Source organism: Streptomyces sp. NPDC030820 (assembly GCF_055572075.1).
Map to the genome: position 1 here is coordinate 58,795 of NZ_JBVIEB010000022.1, position 16,577 is coordinate 75,371.

A 16,577-nucleotide genomic window follows, 5' to 3' on the forward strand; every position below is an offset into this window, starting at 1 on the left:
TTTAGGTCGTCGGCATCACTGCCGGTCACCTTCGCTGCGCAGCCGGAAGCGCTGGAGCTTGCCGGTGGCGGTGCGCGGGAGCGCGTCGAGGAAGACGAACTCGCGCGGGCACTTGTAGGGTGCCAGTTCCGACTTGAGGAACACGGTCAGGGCCTCCGGGTCGCGCCGGGCGCCCTCGCGCAGCACGGTGTAGGCGACCACCACCTGTCCGCGGGCCTCGTCCGGGCGGCCGACGACCGCCGTCTCCACCACGTCCGGGTGCCGCAGCAGCGCGTCCTCCACCTCCGGTCCGGCGATGTTGTACCCGGCGGAGATGATCATGTCGTCGGCCCGGGCCACATAGCGGAAGTAGCCGTCGGGCTCACGGACGTAGGTGTCACCGGTGATGTTCCAGCCGCCGCGTACGTACACCCGCTGGCGCGGGTCGGCGAGATAGCGGCAGCCCACCGGACCGCGCACGGCGAGCAGTCCGGGCTCGCCGTCCGGCACCGGCGTGCCGTGCGCGTCCTGCACCCGCGCCTGCCAGCCCGGCACCGGCACCCCCGTGGTGCCCGGCCTGATCCGCTCGTCGGCCGCGGAGACGAAGATGTGCAGCAGCTCGGTCGCGCCGATGCCGTTGATGACACGCAGGCCGGTGCGCTCGTGCCAGGCCCGCCAGGTGGCCGCGGGCAGGTTCTCGCCGGCCGACACACAGCGCCGCAGCGAGGAGACGTCGTACCCGTCGAGATGCTCCAGCATGGCGCGGTAGGCGGTCGGGGCGGTGAACAGGACCGAGACGCGGTGCTCGGCGATCGCGGGGAGCAACTGGCGGGGCCCGGCCTGTTCCAGGAGCAGGGAGCTGGCGCCGGCCCGCATCGGGAAGACCACCAGGCCGCCCAGGCCGAAGGTGAAGCCGAGCGGGGGAGAGCCGGTGAAGACGTCGTCCGCCCGGGGGCGCAGCACATGCCGGGAGAAGGTGTCCGCGATCGCCAGCACGTCCCGGTGGAAGTGCATGCACCCTTTCGGGCGACCCGTCGTCCCCGAGGTGAAGGCGATCAGGGCCACGTCGTCGGCGGCGGTGTCGACCGCCGGGTACGGCGTGCCGGGCGCCGGGCGGTTGAGGAGGTCGTCGGGGCCGTCACCGCCGTACGTCGTGATCCGCAGCCCGGGTATGTCGGCCTTCGCCAGGTCCGCCACCGAGCGGATGTCGCACAGCGCGTGCCGCACCAGGGCGATCTCGCACATGGTGGCCAGCTCGTGCGGGCGCTGCTGGGCCAGCACGGTGACGGCTATCGCGCCCGCCTTCAGCACGGCCAGCCAGCAGGCGGCCAGCCAGGGCGTGGTGGGGCCGCGCAGCAGCACCCGGTTGCCGGGGACCACGCCGAGGTCGCCGGTGAGCACGTGCGCGATCCGGTCCACCTGTGCGCGCAGCTCGCCGTACGTCCAGCTGGGCCCGTCCGGGGTGTGGAAGACAGGGCGGTCCGCCTCGGTGTCGTCGAGGAGTTCGACGGCGCAGTTCAGCCGCTCGGGGTAGCGCAGCTCCGGCAGGTCGAACCGCAGCTCGGGCCACTCGTCCGGCGGCGGCAGATGGTCGCGCGCGAAGGTGTCGACATGGGCCGAGCGATGCATGGCGGTTCGCCCCCTTGCCGTGACAAACGTCGAGACGGGCGTCGTGGTGGGCACCGGCGTCCTGGTGGGCTCGCGGATCGAGCGTATCGTGTTGGTGACGGCAGTCAAGCTTGCGCGATAAGGTCAGGAGGGACCCCGGGAGGCCGAGGGCGCCGCCCCGAGCGGGAGGGGGAAGGGTCCTGGTGTCCCAACCTGGGATGTGACGGGGGCCGCCGGGGCCCAACCGGGAGGCGGCAGCGCCAGGGCCTGTCGGCCGCCGCCGGAACCTGTCGGGGAGGCCCGTGACAGGCAGGCCTCGGCGGCAGCCCGGACGGCACCGGGAGGGGTCCCAAGGCCCCCTCCACGGGCAGCGAACGGGACCGGCCCCTGGTGGTCGCCCGGATGGCAGTGGGGGTGGGGCCGCGAGGGTTCCGTTCCGGGCCGCGAACGGGAAGGGTCGGGGTGGTCGCTCGGATGGCAGGGGGTGGGGCTGTGGTGGTCCTGTCCTGGGCGGCGAAGGGGAGGGCCCCTGGTGGCCGCCCGGATGGCAGGGGTGGGGCCGCGAGGGTTCCGTCCCGGATGGCGAACGGAAAGGGTCAGGGTGGCCCGGACCGGAGGGAGGACCGGCAGTGCCCGCATTCTCGCTCGAACCGCGGCAGGCCGCCTGGTGTGCCGAGCTACGCACGATGGCCGCCGAACGGCTGCGCCCGCTCGCCGACAAGGGCGAGCCCGGACACGTCAACCGGCCGCTCCTCGCCGAGCTCGGCCGACTCGGGCTGTCGGCCCGGCTGTTCACCTCCGGCGCGCTCGACCTGTGCCTGATGCGGGAGTCCCTCGCCCAGTCCTGCACCGAGGCCGAGACCGCGCTCGCCCTGCAGGGCCTGGGCGCCCACCCGGTGCACGCCCACGGCAGCCCCGCCCAGCGCGAGCGCTGGCTGCCCAGGGTCGCCGACGGCAGCGCGGTCGCAGCCTTCGCGCTGAGCGAGCCGGGGGCGGGTTCGGACGCGGCCGCGCTGTCCCTCGCGGCCGAGCCCGACGGCGACGGCCGCTGGCGGCTCACCGGCGCCAAGCGCTGGATCTCCAACGCCCCCGAGGCCGACTTCTACACCGTCTTCGCCCGCACCACACCCGGTGCCGGAGCCCGCGGCGTGACCGCCTTCCTCGTCCCCGCCGACCGGCCCGGGCTCACCGGCACCGCCCTGGACATGCTCTCGCCGCACCCCATCGGCGCCCTGGACTTCGACGCCGTGCCGGTCACCGTGGACGACGTGCTCGGCGAGCGCGACCGCGGCTTCGCCGTCGCCATGGGCACCCTCAACCTCTTCCGCCCCAGCTTCGGCGCCTTCGCGGTCGGCATGGCCCAGGCCGCGCTCGACGCCACCCTCGGCCACACCCGTCGCCGCGAGGCCTTCGACGGCCGGCTGATGGACCTGCAGACCGTCTCCCACCAGGTCGCCGAGATGGCCCTGCGCACCGAGGCGGCCCGGCTGATGGTCTACGCGGCGGCGACGGCGTACGACGAGGGCGCGGCGGACGTGCCGAAGCGTGCCGCGATGGCCAAGCTGCTCGCCACCGAGACCGCGCAGTACGTCGTCGACACCGCCGTCCAGCTGCACGGCGCCCGCGCCCTGCGCCGCGGCCACCTCCTCGAACACCTCTACCGCGAGGTGCGCGCCCCGCGTATCTACGAGGGCGCGAGCGAGGTCCAACGGGGCATCATCGCCAAGGAGTTGTACAAGGAGACCGAAGAATCGGCCAAGGAGACCGAAGAATCGGCCAAGGAGACCGAGGAGGCGTCCCGGTGACGACCGAGCGCGTCAACCCGCCCGAGCTGTCCCCGCCCACGGGGTTCTCGCACGCCGTCGTCGCCACCGGCTCGCGCGTGGTGTTCCTCGCGGGCCAGACCGCCCTCGACGCCGACGGCAAGGTCACCGGCGACACGCTCCCCGAGCAGTTCGAGCGCGCCCTCGGCAACCTCCTCGCCGCCCTGCGCGCGGCCGGCGGCACCCCCGCCGACCTCGCCCGGATCACCGTCTACGCCACGGACGTCGCCGCGTACCGCGCCCACGCCGGCCGGCTCGGCCGCATCTGGCGGGACCTGGCGGGCCGGGACTACCCGGCGATGGCCGTCGTCCAGGTCGTACGGCTGTGGGACGAGCAGGCGATGGTGGAGCTGGACGGGTTCGCGGTGCTGCCGTAGGCGGCCGGGGTCAGGCGGCCGCGGCGAGCCGTTCCGCCGGGAGTCGGCACGGCGGGACCACGCTGCCGTCGGGGTGCAGTTCACCGCTGTCGTCGAACACGATCGAGCCGTCGCACAGCAAGGTCCAGCCCTGCTCGGGGTGGGCGGCCACCGGGTGCCGCGGGGCGGGACCGGACGCGGGGCACGAGGACTTGTTGGAGCACATGGCGCACCTCCACATCGGGATGTGAGGGGCCGGCGGGTGCGGCCGCCGCCCGTCATGGATAGACCATGCTCCCGTCGTGAACGCCCCGGAACCGCGCGCCGTGAAGCGTGACAACACCCGGACAACTCCCGGACGGTTCGATGACGCGCCACCGTTGGAGTGACGGTCACGCCCCCACGGCCCGGCCGACCGGTACCAGTGGAACCACCAATTCCGTGGATCCGGAGGTACCCGTGCCCGTACGCCCCGCCCTCGCCGCGGCCCTCGGCACAGCCGCCCTGCTGTGTGTCGCCGTCGCCCCCGCAGCCGCCGCCGACTCGTCCGAGACCGTCACGGTCGATCCGACCGGCCACATCGCCAGGGACGGCACGATCACGCTCACCGGCACCTACCGCTGCACCGATGCCGGCGGTGTCGCCTTCGTCAGCTCCTCCATCAGCCAGGGGGACCGCACCACCGAGTACGGCATCGGCGGCAGCCCCGCCCGGTGCGACGGCGCCGAGCACCGCTGGGAGAACTCCGGCAAGATCTCGTCGAAGACCCTGAAGGCCGGCGAGGCCCATGTGCAGGCGACGGTCACGGAACTGCGCGACGGCGGCATGGTGCTGTTGCTGCCGGCCTTCCACGCCGTCAAGGAGCAGGACGTCACGCTCAAGTGACGGTCGTCCCGCCGCGCCGGGCGGCCCGGCACCTCCTCCCGCGCCGGGCGGCCCGGGCGGTGCCCAGGAGGCCGCCGACACCGTGGATCGGCTGCGCCGTACGCGCCCGCGTGCGGTACGCCGGTGGACAGAGACGGCGTTCCCGGACTGACGGAACACCGTCGCTTCACCGGGAGCCGCCCGCCCGCCGTACCACCGCTCCCCCCGCCGGACGGCGCAACGCCGCCACGAACTTGTAGCGGGAACCCCGGTACACCGAGCGGACCCACTCCACCGGGGTGCCCGCCGCGTCCCGCGAGTGCCGGGACAGCAGCAGCATCGGCAGCCCGACGTCGGTGCCGAGCAACTGCGCCTCGCGCGGGGTGGACAGCGAGGTCTCGATGGTCTCGTCGGCCTCCGCGAGATGGACGCCGTACACCTCGGCGAGCGCCGTGTACAGCGAGGGCTGGGTCGACAGCGAGCGGCGCAGGCCGGGGAAGCGCCGCGCGGACAGGTGGGTCGTCTCGATCGCCATGGGATCGCCGCTGGCCAGCCGCAGCCGCTCGATGCGCAGCACGGGCTCGCCGATGCCGATGCCGAGCAGCTCCGCCAGCCGCTGGTCGGCCGGGATCTCCCCGATGTCCAGCACCTGCGAGGCGGGGGTCAGGCCCTGCGCGCGCATGTCCTCGGTGTGCGAGGTCAGCTGGAGCGTGCGGTACAGCTTGGGCTGGGAGACGAAGGTGCCCTTGCCCTGGATCCGGTCCAGGCGGCCCTCGCCGACGAGTTCCGTGAGCGCCTGCCGGACGGTGGTCCGCGAGGTGCCGAACCGGACGGCGAGCAGCCGCTCGGCCGGCATCGCCGAGCCGGGCTCCAACTCCTCGGCCATGGCGAGCAGTCGCTGCTTGATCCGGTAGTACTTCGGCACGCGCGCGGTGCGGCCGGACGCCCCTCCGTGCGGCTGGGCGCTGCTGACGTCGGTGGTCATGCCTGCCTTCCCGGCTGTGTCGACGGTCTCCCGTTATAGCGACCAACTGCCCTATGGTCTAGTCCAACTCGCTCGCCGGGTCCGGTCCGACCGGATGGCCGGGCGAAAGGGGCGGATGTGGACGGACGTACTCCGGTGACGTTCTCGTAACGGCCGCAATCGGCTTCCCGGACCACCCTTGACACCCCGAAAGGTCTAGGCCAAGCTCCACCCTACTGGTCTACACCATTAGTGGCCAGGTCCCGAGCCCTACGTGCAACAGCGTCGTACGCAGGTCACCGCCGAGGGCGTGGGGGGTTAGTGGCATCCCTGAGGAGGGTGGCGTGAAGCGCAAGCTCGCTGCCGCGATCGTGATCGCGGGCATGATGGTCTCCGTTGCGGCGTGTGGCGGAAACGGCAAGGACAGCGGCAAGGACGCGGGACCGGACAGCTGGAAGGGCCAGACGCTCACCGTCTGGACCATGGACGGCTCCGCGCCGCCGCAGTGGAGCAAGGACGTCCAGGCCGCGTTCGAGAAGAAGACCGGCGCGAAGCTGAAGTTCGAGATCCAGAAGTGGGACGGGATCCAGCAGAAGATCACCACCGCCCTCTCCGAGGACAACCCGCCGGACGTCCTTGAGGTCGGGAACACCCAGACCCCGGCCTACGCGGCCACCGGCGGCCTCGCCGACCTCGCCGACCTCAAGAAGGAGACCGGCGCCGACTGGACGCCGTCCGTCTCCCAGTCCTCCGTGTACGACGGCAAGCAGTACGCGGCCCCGTGGTACTTCGCCAACCGTGTCGTCATCTACAACAAGGCGATCTGGGCGAAGGCCGGCATCAAGTCCACCCCGAAGACCCGCGACGAGTTCTTCAAGGACCTGCAGACCATCGGCAAGAAGACCGACGCCGAGCCGCTCTACCTGCCGGGCCAGAACTGGTACTTCCTCGACGGCCTGATCATCGGCCAGGGCGGCGACCTGGTGAAGAAGCAGGGCGACAAGTACGTCTCCAACCTCGCCGACCCCAAGGTCGCCGCGGCCATGGACATCTACAAGCAGTACGCCTCCTACTCCAAGGCCCCCAAGGACAAGGACGAGGCCACCCCGCAGCAGGCCACCGTCTTCGCCAAGGGCAAGACGGGCGCCATCATCGGCATGGGCTGGGAGGCCGGCACCGCCATCCAGGCCAACAAGTCCATCGAGAAGGACCTCGGCTACTTCACCATCCCCGGCGCCACGGCCGACAAGCCCGAGGGCGTCTTCCTCGGCGGCTCCAACCTCGCCGTCGCCCAGAACAGCAAGAAGCAGTCCCTGGCCAAGGAGTTCCTGAAGATCGCCCTGTCCGACCAGTACGAGGGCGAACTGGCCAAGCTCAACGGCATCGTCCCGAACAAGACGGCCCTGCAGAGCAACCTCAAGGGCAACGCCGCCGCAGAGGCCGCGGCCCCCGGCGCCGCGGTCGGCGGCACCACCCCGCTGATCCCGGAGTGGGCCGCGGTGGAGAACACCCCGAACCCGATCAAGTCCTACATGACCGCGGTGCTCAACGGCAAGGCTCCCGCGGCGGCCGCCAAGGACGTCGAGGGCGAGATCAACAAGCGCCTGGCCCAGCAGAACTGATGACCCGCCGGGGGCACCGCGACCGGCGCCCCCGGCTCCCCGTGCCGTTCGCACATACGGCACGGGGAGTTCGTACGGCCACGGAAGAGATGGCAACTCATGTCAGTGCAGACCCAAGGCACGGACACGGCCGGGGAGCCCGCTGTCCGCAAGGCCCGGATACCCGGGCCGCCCAGGGGTGCGGACCGTGACTCCGGGTCCCCGTCCCGCCGCGGTGCCGCCGCCCCCTACCTCCTGCTGCTGCCCGCGCTGCTGGCCACGGTGGTCCTGCTCGGCTGGCCCCTGGTCAAGAACGGCATGCTGTCGTTCCAGAACCTCAACCCGCGGCAGCTCATCCAGCACCTCACCGAGTGGAACGGCGTCGACAACTACCGGCAGGTGCTGTCCGAGCCGGAGTTCTGGCACGTCGTCGAGCGCACCGTCTTCTTCACCGCCGCCAACGTCGTGCTCATCATGGTGCTCGGCACCCTGATCGGGCTGCTGCTGGCCCGGCTCGGCAAGAGGATGCGGCTGCTGCTCCTGGTGGGCCTCGTCCTGGCCTGGGCGATGCCCCCCATCGCCGCCACCACCGTCTACCAGTGGCTGTTCGCCCAGCGCTTCGGTGTCGTCAACTGGACGCTGGACACGCTCGGCTGGCACTCCATGGCCGACCACAACTGGCTGGGCAGCCAGTTCTCCACGTTCTCCGTGGTCGTCCTGCTGATCGTGTGGCAGTCGATCCCGTTCGTGGCCATCAACCTGTACGCCGCCACCACCACGATCCCCAGGGAACTGTACGAGGCCGCATCCCTGGACGGGGCCGGCGCCTGGCAGAGCTTCACCTCGGTGACCCTGCCCTTCCTGCGGCCCTTCCTGTACGCCACGACCTTCCTCGAGGTCATCTGGGTCTTCAAGGCGTTCACCCAGATCTTCGCCATCAACCAGGGCGGCCCCGACCGCCTCACCGAGACCCTGCCGATCTACGCCTTCGTCGAGGGCGTCGGCAACCAGCACTTCGGAGTCGGCGCGGCGATCTCCTTCCTGACCATCCTGGTGCTGCTCGTCATCACCTCGTACTACCTGCGCATGGTGCTCAAGCAAGAGGAGGACGAGCTGTGAAGCGCTCGCTCTTCGGCCGCATTTGGCCAAACGCGACCGCCGTCGTCCTCTTCGTCGGCTTCGTGTTCCCCGTCTACTGGATGTTCGCGACGGCCTTCAAACCGACCGGCGACATCATCTCCGACAACCCGGTGTGGTTCCCGACGAACATCACCCTCGGCCACTTCAAGAAGGCGATCCACGCCGACCACTTCTGGACGCTGGTCGTCAACTCCGTCACCGTCACGGTCCTGTCGGTCGTCTTCTCCCTCGTCATCGCCCTGTTCGCGGCCTTCGCGCTCGCCCGGATGCGGTTCCGGGGCCGGCGCGGGCTCATCGTGACGTTCATGCTGGCGCAGATGGCTCCCTGGGAAGTCCTGATCATCGCCATCTACATGATCGTCCGCGACAACGACATGCTGGACAGCCTGGTGCCGCTCACCGTCTTCTACACGATGATGGTGCTCCCGCTGACCGTCCTGACGCTGCGCGGCTATGTGGCCGCCGTACCGAAGGACCTGGAGGAGGCGGCCATGGTCGACGGCTGCACCCGCACACAGGCCTTCGTCCGGGTCATCTTCCCGCTGCTGGCCCCCGGTCTGATGGCGACCTCGCTGTTCGGGTTCATCACCGCCTGGAACGAGTATCCCCTCGTCCTGATCCTCAACAAGGACATCGAGAAGCAGACCCTGCCGCTGTGGCTGTCGCAGTTCCAGACCGCCTTCGGCGACGACTGGGGCGCCACGATGGCCGCCTCGTCCCTGTTCGCGCTGCCCATCCTGATCCTCTTCATCTTCCTGCAACGCAAGGCCGTCAGCGGTCTGACCGACGGCGCCGTGAAGGGATGACACCGCCGATGACCACACTCGCCACGGGCCGTGACACCCTCACCCGCGACGCCCTGGCCGTGCTCCAGCCGGGGTTCGACGGCACCACCGCACCCGACTGGGTGCGCCGCCGCCTCGGCGAAGGGCTCGCCTCCGTCGCCCTGTTCGGCCGCAACGTCGTCACCGAGAGCCAAGTAACCGCGCTCACCGCACAGTTGCGGGCCGAACGGGACGACCTGCTGGTCGCCATCGACGAGGAGAGCGGCGACGTCACCCGCCTGGATGTGCGCACCGGCTCCTCCTTCCCCGGCAACCACGCCCTCGGCGCCGTCGACGACCCCGCCGTCACCCGGGCCGTCTCCCGCGAACTCGGCCGCCGCCTGGCCGCCTGCGGCGTCAACTTCGACTGGGCCCCGTCCGCCGACGTCAACGCCAACCCCGACAACCCCGTCATCGGGGTGCGCTCCTTCGGTGCGAGCACCGACCTGGTCGCCCGGCACACCGCCGCCTGGGTCGAGGGCCTGCAGTCCACCGGCGTCGCCGCCTGCACCAAGCACTTCCCGGGCCACGGCGACACCAACGTCGACTCCCACCATGCCGTACCCCGCATCGACGTCGACGCGAAGACCCTGTACGAGCGGGAACTGCCCCCGTTCCGCGCGGCCATCGCCGCCGGCACCCGGGCCGTCATGAGCGCGCACATCCTCGTGCCCGCCCTCGACCCGGACCGCCCCGGCACCCTCTCCCGCCGCATCCTCACCGAACTGCTCCGCGAGGAACTCGGCTACCAGGGCCTGATCGTCACCGACGGCATGGAGATGCGCGCGATCTCCGGCACCTACGGCCTGGAGCACGGTGTGGTCCTGGCGATCGCGGCCGGCGCCGACGCCATCTGCGTCGGCGGCGGGCTGTGCGACGAGGGCACCGTGCTCAAGCTGCGGGACGCGCTCGTGGCCGCCGTACGATCCGGTGAACTGCCCGAGGAACGGCTCGCCGACGCGGCCGCCCGGGTGCGGGACCTGGCCGCGTGGACCGCCGGGGCGCGCGCCGCAGCGTCCGGGACCGTGCCCGACCCCGAGGTCGGCCTGGCCGCGGCCCGCCGCGCGCTGAGGGTGACCCGCGCCGGCACCGCCGTACCGGTCGACAAACCTGCCTACGTCGCCCAGTTCGAGCCCGCCCGCAACATCGCCGTCGGCGACCAGACCCCCTGGGGCGTGGCCGCCGAGCTGGAGCGGCTGCTGCCCGGCACCGACTCCGGCTCCTTCACCGGCGAGGGCGCCGGTGAGGCGGCCCTCGCGGCGGCCGACGGCCGCCGGATCGTCGCCGTGGTCCGCGACGAGCACCGGCACGACTGGATGCGCGCCGCCCTCGACACCCTGCTCGCCGCCCGCCCCGACACCGTCGTCGTCGAGATGGGCCTGCCCCAGGCCGCCCCGCGCGGCGCCCTGCACATCGCCACCTACGGCGCCGCCCGCGTCTGCGGTGTGGCGGCGGCCGAGGCCGTCGTCGCGGGCTGACGCACTTGCCGCACCGGCCGCCCGCAGGAGCGGGCGGCCCGCTCGACCTTGCCCCTTTTCCCGGATCCCAACCGCACCTTGTGTTCCAGAGGAATCGCATGCCGACGCCCCACCCCCACCCCCACCTCCACCGAGCCGTCTCCACCCGCCCCTACTTCAGCGCCGACGGCGAGACCTACCTCGCCCCGACCCCCCTGCGCCACATCGAGAAGTCCCAGCCCCTCAGGGTGCTCTCCGAAGCGGACTTCGCCTTCTGGCAGACCTACGGCTACGTCGTCGTCCGCGAGGCCATCACCCCCGGCGAGGCCAAACAACTCCTCGACTTCGCCTGGCAGTTCCAGGGCCTCGACCCCGACCGCCCCGACACCTGGTACGAGGAACCGCAGTTCCGCTCCGAACTCGACCGGCATCTGTTCATCTACGGCTTCGTCGAGGCCTACCACCACCAGCTCATCTGGGACAGCCGCCAGACCCGGCGGGTCTACGACGCGTTCGTGGACGTATGGGACTGCGAGGAGCTGTGGGTCACCCTGGACCGGCTCAACCTCAACCCGCCCAACACACGCACCCGTTCCCGCTCCCTGATCGAACCCACCGACGAGGGCTTCGACATCGAGCTGCACTGGGACGTCGACACCACCCTCGCCGTCCTCCCGCAGCGCGTGCAGGGCATCATCGCCCTGGGCGACACCCGGCCCGAACTCGGCGGCTTCCAGTGCGCCCCCGAGCTCTTCCGCCGCTTCGAGGAGTGGCGTGTGGCCCAGCCGCCCGGCCGCGACCCGGTCCGCCCCGGCACCGACCGCGCCGAGTTCCCGGTGATCCGCCCCGACCTCCAGGCCGGCGACCTGCTCATCTTCAACGGGCTGCTGGCGCACGGCGTGGCACCGAACCTCTCTGACAACGCTGTCCGAGCCGTCCAGTACCTGTCGATGATGCCCGCGCTGGAGGAGCACACGACCCTGCGCGACTCCCGGATCGACTCCTGGCGCACCCTCGCGACCCCCGACTGGAACGCCACCCTCCTCGGCGACGCCCGCCGGCCGGAGGCCGACCGCTACGGGCCCGCCACGCTCACCCCGCTCGGCAGAAGACTGCTCGGCCTGGACTCCTGGACCGCCACGGCGGAAGAGGCGCAGTGAACCACCGGATCTGCCTCTGCCTGCCGACCAACCGGGCCTGCTCCGCCACCCTCACCGCGATCAACGGCGAGGCCGCCTACGCCGCCCAGCGTTTCGGCGCCGACGTCCAGTTACTGATCCTCGACTCCTCCGACGACCGCACCCGCGCCGAACACGCCAGGGTCGTCGCCGGACTCCATCCGGTACCCGGCGTCACCGTCCACCACCTCGACGAGTCCCGGCAGCGGACCTTCCTTCGCCGGACGATAGAGCGCGCGGACCTCCCCGAGCCCGACCGCCTGCTCCACCTCATGCTCCCGCCGACCGTCTCCTACGGCGCCTGCACCAACCGCGCCTTCCTGCTGGCCGCCGCCCTCGGCTGCCGCTCGCTGCACCGCAGGGACTCCGACAGCACCTACCAACTCCACGCCGGACAGCCGGTGTTCCCCGTCCACCACGAGCTGCCCTGGCTGGGCCGCCCCGCCGCCGAGGCCACGGCCGGCGGCCTGCGCACCGACCTCGACCCGGCGCTGCTGGGCCGCCCGGTGTCCCTGGCCGGAGCCTCCTTCGTCGGCGAACTCTCCGTGGACATAGGGGAGATACGACGCCGGGACGAGGGCATCTACCACGACGTCGTCAGCCTCTGGGCGCCCGGCGACTGGCCCGAGGAACGCAAACGGCACCTGGTCGAGGAGTCCTTCACCGGCGCGGGCACGGCACCCTTCACCGGCGACCGGGCGACCCTCACCGTGGTCGACCCGATGCGTGTCGACATGTGCAACATCGCCTTCGACCAGGCGATCTACGCACGCGTCCCGCTCCCACCCGCCACCGACACCATCGGCAGCGACTACTTCCTCCTCCACCTGGTCCACGACGCCGCCCTGCCCGGCATCCTGCACAACCGCCACATCGAGAACTTCCACACCCCCGAACGCCGCACCGACACCGGCTTCCCCGCCTACCAGCGGCGTTTCGTGAAGTTCCTGCTGTCGATGCTCTACTTCCACCACGTCTACGACCGGATGGCGGACGAGGGCGCCGGTCTGCTGGACGAGCGGCACCAGGCACGGGCCGACCGGATCGTGGAGTTCCTGCGGGAGAGCACCGGCCTGGACCGCGCGGAGAACGTCTGGCGCCTGGACCGGGTGGACACGGCGTACCGCAAACTGGGCGGCCGTTACGCCGCGTTCGCCGACCAACTGGCCGAGGAGCGCGACCGGTTACTGAACGAGGCCGAGTCGGACATCGCGGACTACGCGTACCTGGCCGAGGCTTGGCCGACTCTTATGGAAGCGGCCCGAACATGAGCGCCCCAAAGGGGCGCGGGGAACTGCGCGACAAGCCACACAAGACCCGCAGCCGCACGACGGCATTTCGCGGCACATCCATAGGCGCACTGGGCGAATCTCTGGCCGCAGCCGAAACCGACCGCATCATCTACGACCTCACCGGCATAGAGCACCAATACGACGCCCTGCTCACCGAGTTGCCCGGAATTCAAGTCCGCTTCGCCCTGAAATCCTGCCCCGTGGACGGAGTCCTCCGCTGTCTGGCCGCCGCAGGCGCCGGCTTCGACGCGGCAAGCCCCGCCGAAATCACCCAGGCCCTCCACGCCGGCGCGCACCCAGACCACATCCACTACGGCAACACCATCAAGTCCGACCGAGACATCGCCGAAGCCCACCGCCTGGGTGTCCGCACGTTCGCCACCGACAGCGTCGAGGACGTCACCGCCATCGCCGCGCACGCGCCCCGCGCACGGGTGTTCTGCCGCCTGGCCACCGGAGGTGACGGCGCCCTGTGGGGCCTGAACCGCAAGTTCGGCTGCGCCCCCGACGACGCCGTCCGGGTGCTGGCGACGGCCCGCGCGGCCGGACTCACCCCGGCCGGTCTGTCCGTGCACGTCGGCTCCCAGCAGATGACCGGCGAGGCCTGGCAGCAGGCCCTCGACACCCTCGCCGGGACCCTGACGGCGCTGGCCGGGCGGGGAATCGTGCCCGACCACATCAACCTCGGCGGCGGCCTGCCCGCGCTCGGGTACCAGGACCGTCACGGCGACCCCCTCGATCCGCCCCTGGACAAGATCTTCACCGTGCTGCGCGAGGGCATGGACCGGCTGCGCGACCTCACCTCCCCGCTGGCCTTCGTCATGGAACCGGGCCGTCACCTGGTCGCCGACCACGGTGTCGTCCGCGCCCACGTCTCCCGCCTGACCCGCCGCAGGCAGCCGGACGGCACCGATGCCCACTGGCTCTACCTGAGCTGCGGCAAGTTCAACGGACTTTACGAGATGGACCAGTTGACGCACCGCATGGTGTTTCCGGACCACCTCGGAGCACAGGAGTACGTCTCCGCGATCGTGGCCGGCCCCACCTGCGACAGCGACGACGCCTACGGCGAGGGCCGGTACCCGGTGCGCGTGCCGGCGTCCGTCACCTCCGGCGACCCGGTGTGGATCCTCTCCGCCGGCGCCTATGCCACCAGCTATACGACCCAGGGCTTCAACGGCATCCGCCCCCTGCCCTGCGTGTGCGTCCGTGGCCAGGAAGGACACCACTGACATGACACACCTGATACGCGGCATCACCGAGGCCGACTGGCCCGACGTCGTGGCCCTGGAAGCGGAGGCCTACGCGGACACCGCGCTCACGGAGGGGGAGGCCGCGCTGCGCTCCCGGGCCTTCGCGGGCACCTGCTTCGTCCTGGACCTCGACGGCCGGATCGCGGGCTATGCCCTGGCCCTGCCCTACCCGAGATTCCGCTACCCCGACCTGACCCGGCCGGAAAAGACCCCCCACTGCTCCTCCAACCTCCACCTGCACGACCTCGTCATCACCGCGCCCATGCGGCGCAGAGGCCTCGGCAGCCGACTGGCCCGCCATCTGACGGACGTGGCCCGCACCCGCGGTTTCGAGACCATGTCCCTGATCGCGGTCGCCGGCAAGGAGTCCTTCTGGCGGGCCAACGGCTACCGTCCACACCACGAGGCACACCTGCCCGCCGGTTACGGCAGCGGCGCGGTGTACATGTCGGCGCAGCTCGCCGCCGTACGGAAGGCGAGCTGATGCCCACACCCTCCTTCCCGCGCGCCAAGTGGTCGATCGCGGCGCTGTTCTGCTTCCTGGGCCTCCAGTACGGCACCTGGGTCTCCCGGCTTCCCGCGCTCAAGACCCGGCTGGACCTGGGAGCCGGGGAGGTGGGCCTGCTGCTGATGGTCTGCGGGGCCGGCGCGGCGGCCTCCTTCCCACTGGTCGCCGCCTTGATGCGCCGCCTCGGCTCCCGGCGGCTGTCCCTGGCCTCGGCCGGGTGTCTCATCGCGATCCTGGCCGCCCTGTCCGCCGTACCGAACTACCCGCTCGCCCTCCTGGCCGTCTGCGCCGACGGAGTCGCGGTCGGCTGCCTCAACGTCGCGATGAACGCCCAGGGCGCCGCGCTGGAGAAGGCGTACGAGCGCACCGCCATGTCCCAGCTGCACGCCACGTTCAGCGCCGGTCTGCTCGCCGGCGCCCTGCTGACCTCGGGCGTGACCACGCTGACCGCGTCGGTGCCGACGCACTTCACCGTGGCCGGGGCCCTGTTGCTGCTCCTGCTCGCCGCCGCCCGCTCCGGGCTGCTCACCCACCCCGAACCCGGGATGCCGGGCGGGCCGCAGCGGAACCGCCGCCGGAGCCTTCCCTCCTGGACGACCCTGCTGATGGGCTGCGCCATGGCCTTCGGCACGATCACCGAGGGCGCGATGAACGACTGGTCGACGCTCTATCTGAAGGACGTGGTCAAGGCGTCCGCGACGGTGGCCCCGTTGGGCATCGCGGTCGTCTCGGCGATGATGCTGCTGGCCCGGGTGTGCGCCGACCGCTGGCGCACCCGCTTCGGCGACGGCCGGGTGGTCCGGGCCGGCAGCGCGGTCGCCGCCGCCGGACTGTCCCTCGCCCTTCTCAGCGGTGGGCTCGTCCCGACCCTCCTCGGCTTCGCCTGCGTCGGCCTCGGCGCGGCCGCCGTCACCCCGTGCGTCTACGTCGCGGCCGCCGGCCACGGCTCCGACGCCCTGGCGCTGGTCGCCGCGATGGGCACCACCGGCCTGCTGGCGGGCCCGGCCCTGATCGGCTTCGTCGCGAGCGCCACGAGCCTCACCCTCGGCATGGCGACCATTGCCGCGTCGGCCCTGATCGTGACGCTGACCGCGTTCCGGATTCCCTGGCCCGACCACCGCACCCCGGCACCCGCGGCCGAACCCCGCCCTTCGTTCAGCGGCCCGTGAGGATCTTGGGACAGCGGCGGTTCTGCATGATGCTTCACCCAGGGCAGAACGCCGCTCCCTTCCTCCGGCGCCTCGGATCCCTAGGCTGAAGGAGTGAGCACCCATGCGCCGAACGAAGCCCGCGTCATCCCCCTGCGACGGGCGGGAGCCCCACAGACACCAGCGCCGCGGGAACCCCTGTGGCGCGACCTCGTCGGCGATGTGCTGAGGCGCGAGCGGCTCGCCCAGGAGCGCACGCTGAAGGACGTCGCGGAGGCGGCCCGGATCTCGATGCCGTACCTGTCGGAGCTGGAGCGCGGACGCAAGGAGGCCTCCTCCGAGGTGCTCGCGGCCGCCGCCCAGGCCCTCGGGCTCGGCCTCGCCGACCTGCTCTCGCTCGTCCAGGAAGAGCTGGCCCGGCACGCCCGGAGCCGGGTGGGCCGAGGCCGCACCTCGCCCACGGCACGGTACGACGGCCTCTGCCTCGCCGCCTGACCGAGCGTGAACTGCCTTCCGTTTGTTGCACGTTCGTACCTGAGAACCGGACCTGTGAGTCGGCCCAGCGGGGCCGCGGACAGCCAA

Annotated in this window: 16 protein-coding genes; 13 read left to right on the forward strand and 3 right to left on the reverse strand. The window is 71.5% G+C overall.

All coding sequences use genetic code 11. The features are described 5' to 3' along the window. Positions 1-15: 15 nt before the first annotated feature. Positions 16-1,608, reverse strand: a complete 1,593-nt coding sequence (locus tag ACZ418_RS39170; protein ID WP_468372664.1) for an AMP-binding protein — start codon at positions 1,606-1,608, stop codon at positions 16-18. Positions 1,609-2,216: 608 nt separating this feature from the next. Here ACZ418_RS39170 and ACZ418_RS39175 point away from each other — a divergent pair. Together ACZ418_RS39175 and ACZ418_RS39180 are read left to right on the forward strand one after the other, a co-directional pair. Further along, entirely contained in the window at positions 2,217-3,392 is a 1,176-nt protein-coding gene (locus ACZ418_RS39175) for an acyl-CoA dehydrogenase family protein (protein WP_468372665.1), read from the forward strand. Next, positions 3,389-3,787: a RidA family protein gene (locus ACZ418_RS39180; RefSeq protein WP_468372667.1), complete on the forward strand. Its 399-nt coding sequence runs from the start codon at positions 3,389-3,391 to the stop codon at positions 3,785-3,787. The genes ACZ418_RS39175 and ACZ418_RS39180 overlap by 4 nt, the downstream gene beginning before the upstream one ends. 10 nt (positions 3,788-3,797) lie before the next feature. Here the strand turns inward: ACZ418_RS39180 and ACZ418_RS39185 are convergent, their stop codons facing one another. Then, a complete protein-coding gene (locus ACZ418_RS39185) occupies positions 3,798-3,992 on the reverse strand; it encodes a DUF5999 family protein (RefSeq protein ID WP_468372670.1) in 195 nt (64 codons plus the stop codon). Positions 3,993-4,225: 233 nt separating this feature from the next. Here ACZ418_RS39185 and ACZ418_RS39190 point away from each other — a divergent pair, with 233 nt between their 5' ends. After that, entirely contained in the window at positions 4,226-4,651 is a 426-nt protein-coding gene (locus tag ACZ418_RS39190; protein WP_468372673.1) for a DUF6299 family protein, read from the forward strand. 166 nt (positions 4,652-4,817) lie between these two features. Here the strand turns inward: ACZ418_RS39190 and ACZ418_RS39195 are convergent, their stop codons facing one another. Beyond that, positions 4,818-5,615, reverse strand: coding sequence for a GntR family transcriptional regulator (locus ACZ418_RS39195; protein ID WP_468372676.1), 798 nt, complete (start codon positions 5,613-5,615; stop codon positions 4,818-4,820). A gap of 323 nt (positions 5,616-5,938) precedes the next feature. Between ACZ418_RS39195 and ACZ418_RS39200 the strand changes: the two genes are divergently transcribed. The 10 genes from ACZ418_RS39200 to ACZ418_RS39245 all read left to right on the forward strand — a co-directional run bounded on the left by ACZ418_RS39200 (position 5,939) and on the right by ACZ418_RS39245 (position 16,490). Continuing rightward, on the forward strand, positions 5,939-7,216 hold the full coding sequence (locus ACZ418_RS39200) for an extracellular solute-binding protein (protein WP_468372678.1): 1,278 nt from the start codon (positions 5,939-5,941) through the stop codon (positions 7,214-7,216). A 99-nt stretch (positions 7,217-7,315) separates the two neighbouring features. Beyond that, positions 7,316-8,314 (forward strand): carbohydrate ABC transporter permease, encoded by a 999-nt coding sequence (locus ACZ418_RS39205; protein WP_468372680.1) that lies wholly within the window; start codon positions 7,316-7,318, stop codon positions 8,312-8,314. After that, positions 8,311-9,141 carry a carbohydrate ABC transporter permease gene (locus ACZ418_RS39210; RefSeq protein ID WP_468372682.1) on the forward strand — a complete coding sequence of 277 codons (831 nt, stop codon included), beginning with the start codon at positions 8,311-8,313 and terminating at the stop codon, positions 9,139-9,141. Before ACZ418_RS39205 ends, ACZ418_RS39210 begins: the two co-directional genes overlap by 4 nt. Positions 9,142-9,149: 8 nt before the next feature. After that, on the forward strand, positions 9,150-10,637 hold the full coding sequence (locus ACZ418_RS39215; RefSeq protein WP_468372685.1) for a glycoside hydrolase family 3 protein: 1,488 nt from the start codon (positions 9,150-9,152) through the stop codon (positions 10,635-10,637). 98 nt (positions 10,638-10,735) lie between these two features. Further along, positions 10,736-11,776: a phytanoyl-CoA dioxygenase family protein gene (locus tag ACZ418_RS39220; RefSeq protein WP_468372688.1), complete on the forward strand. Its 1,041-nt coding sequence runs from the start codon at positions 10,736-10,738 to the stop codon at positions 11,774-11,776. Beyond that, positions 11,773-13,065 (forward strand): DUF6271 family protein, encoded by a 1,293-nt coding sequence (locus tag ACZ418_RS39225; RefSeq protein WP_468372691.1) that lies wholly within the window; start codon positions 11,773-11,775, stop codon positions 13,063-13,065. The genes ACZ418_RS39220 and ACZ418_RS39225 overlap by 4 nt, the downstream gene beginning before the upstream one ends. Next, the gene (locus ACZ418_RS39230) at positions 13,062-14,318 is read left to right on the forward strand and encodes a type III PLP-dependent enzyme domain-containing protein (RefSeq protein WP_468372694.1); all 1,257 of its coding nucleotides are present in this window, start codon (positions 13,062-13,064) and stop codon (positions 14,316-14,318) included. Before ACZ418_RS39225 ends, ACZ418_RS39230 begins: the two co-directional genes overlap by 4 nt. 1 nt (position 14,319) lies before the next feature. After that, positions 14,320-14,823, forward strand: coding sequence for a GNAT family N-acetyltransferase (locus ACZ418_RS39235; RefSeq protein WP_468372695.1), 504 nt, complete (start codon positions 14,320-14,322; stop codon positions 14,821-14,823). After that, positions 14,823-16,016 carry an MFS transporter gene (locus tag ACZ418_RS39240; RefSeq protein ID WP_468372698.1) on the forward strand — a complete coding sequence of 398 codons (1,194 nt, stop codon included), beginning with the start codon at positions 14,823-14,825 and terminating at the stop codon, positions 16,014-16,016. Before ACZ418_RS39235 ends, ACZ418_RS39240 begins: the two co-directional genes overlap by 1 nt. A gap of 93 nt (positions 16,017-16,109) precedes the next feature. After that, positions 16,110-16,490 (forward strand): helix-turn-helix domain-containing protein, encoded by a 381-nt coding sequence (locus ACZ418_RS39245; protein ID WP_468372701.1) that lies wholly within the window; start codon positions 16,110-16,112, stop codon positions 16,488-16,490. Positions 16,491-16,577: the final 87 nt, after the last annotated feature.

Bases quoted from the DNA above. Each gene is read 5' to 3' on its own strand.
- ACZ418_RS39170 (WP_468372664.1), bottom strand. From the start codon at position 1,608: ATGCATCGCTCGGCCCATGTCGACACCTTCGCGCGCGACCATCTGCCG.
- ACZ418_RS39195 (WP_468372676.1), bottom strand. From the start codon at position 5,615: ATGACCACCGACGTCAGCAGCGCCCAGCCGCACGGAGGGGCGTCCGGC.
- ACZ418_RS39215 (WP_468372685.1), top strand. From the start codon at position 9,150: ATGACCACACTCGCCACGGGCCGTGACACCCTCACCCGCGACGCCCTG.
- ACZ418_RS39185 (WP_468372670.1), bottom strand. From the start codon at position 3,992: ATGTGCTCCAACAAGTCCTCGTGCCCCGCGTCCGGTCCCGCCCCGCGG.
- ACZ418_RS39230 (WP_468372694.1), top strand. From the start codon at position 13,062: ATGAGCGCCCCAAAGGGGCGCGGGGAACTGCGCGACAAGCCACACAAG.
- ACZ418_RS39240 (WP_468372698.1), top strand. From the start codon at position 14,823: ATGCCCACACCCTCCTTCCCGCGCGCCAAGTGGTCGATCGCGGCGCTG.
- ACZ418_RS39205 (WP_468372680.1), top strand. From the start codon at position 7,316: ATGTCAGTGCAGACCCAAGGCACGGACACGGCCGGGGAGCCCGCTGTC.
- ACZ418_RS39235 (WP_468372695.1), top strand. From the start codon at position 14,320: ATGACACACCTGATACGCGGCATCACCGAGGCCGACTGGCCCGACGTC.
- ACZ418_RS39220 (WP_468372688.1), top strand. From the start codon at position 10,736: ATGCCGACGCCCCACCCCCACCCCCACCTCCACCGAGCCGTCTCCACC.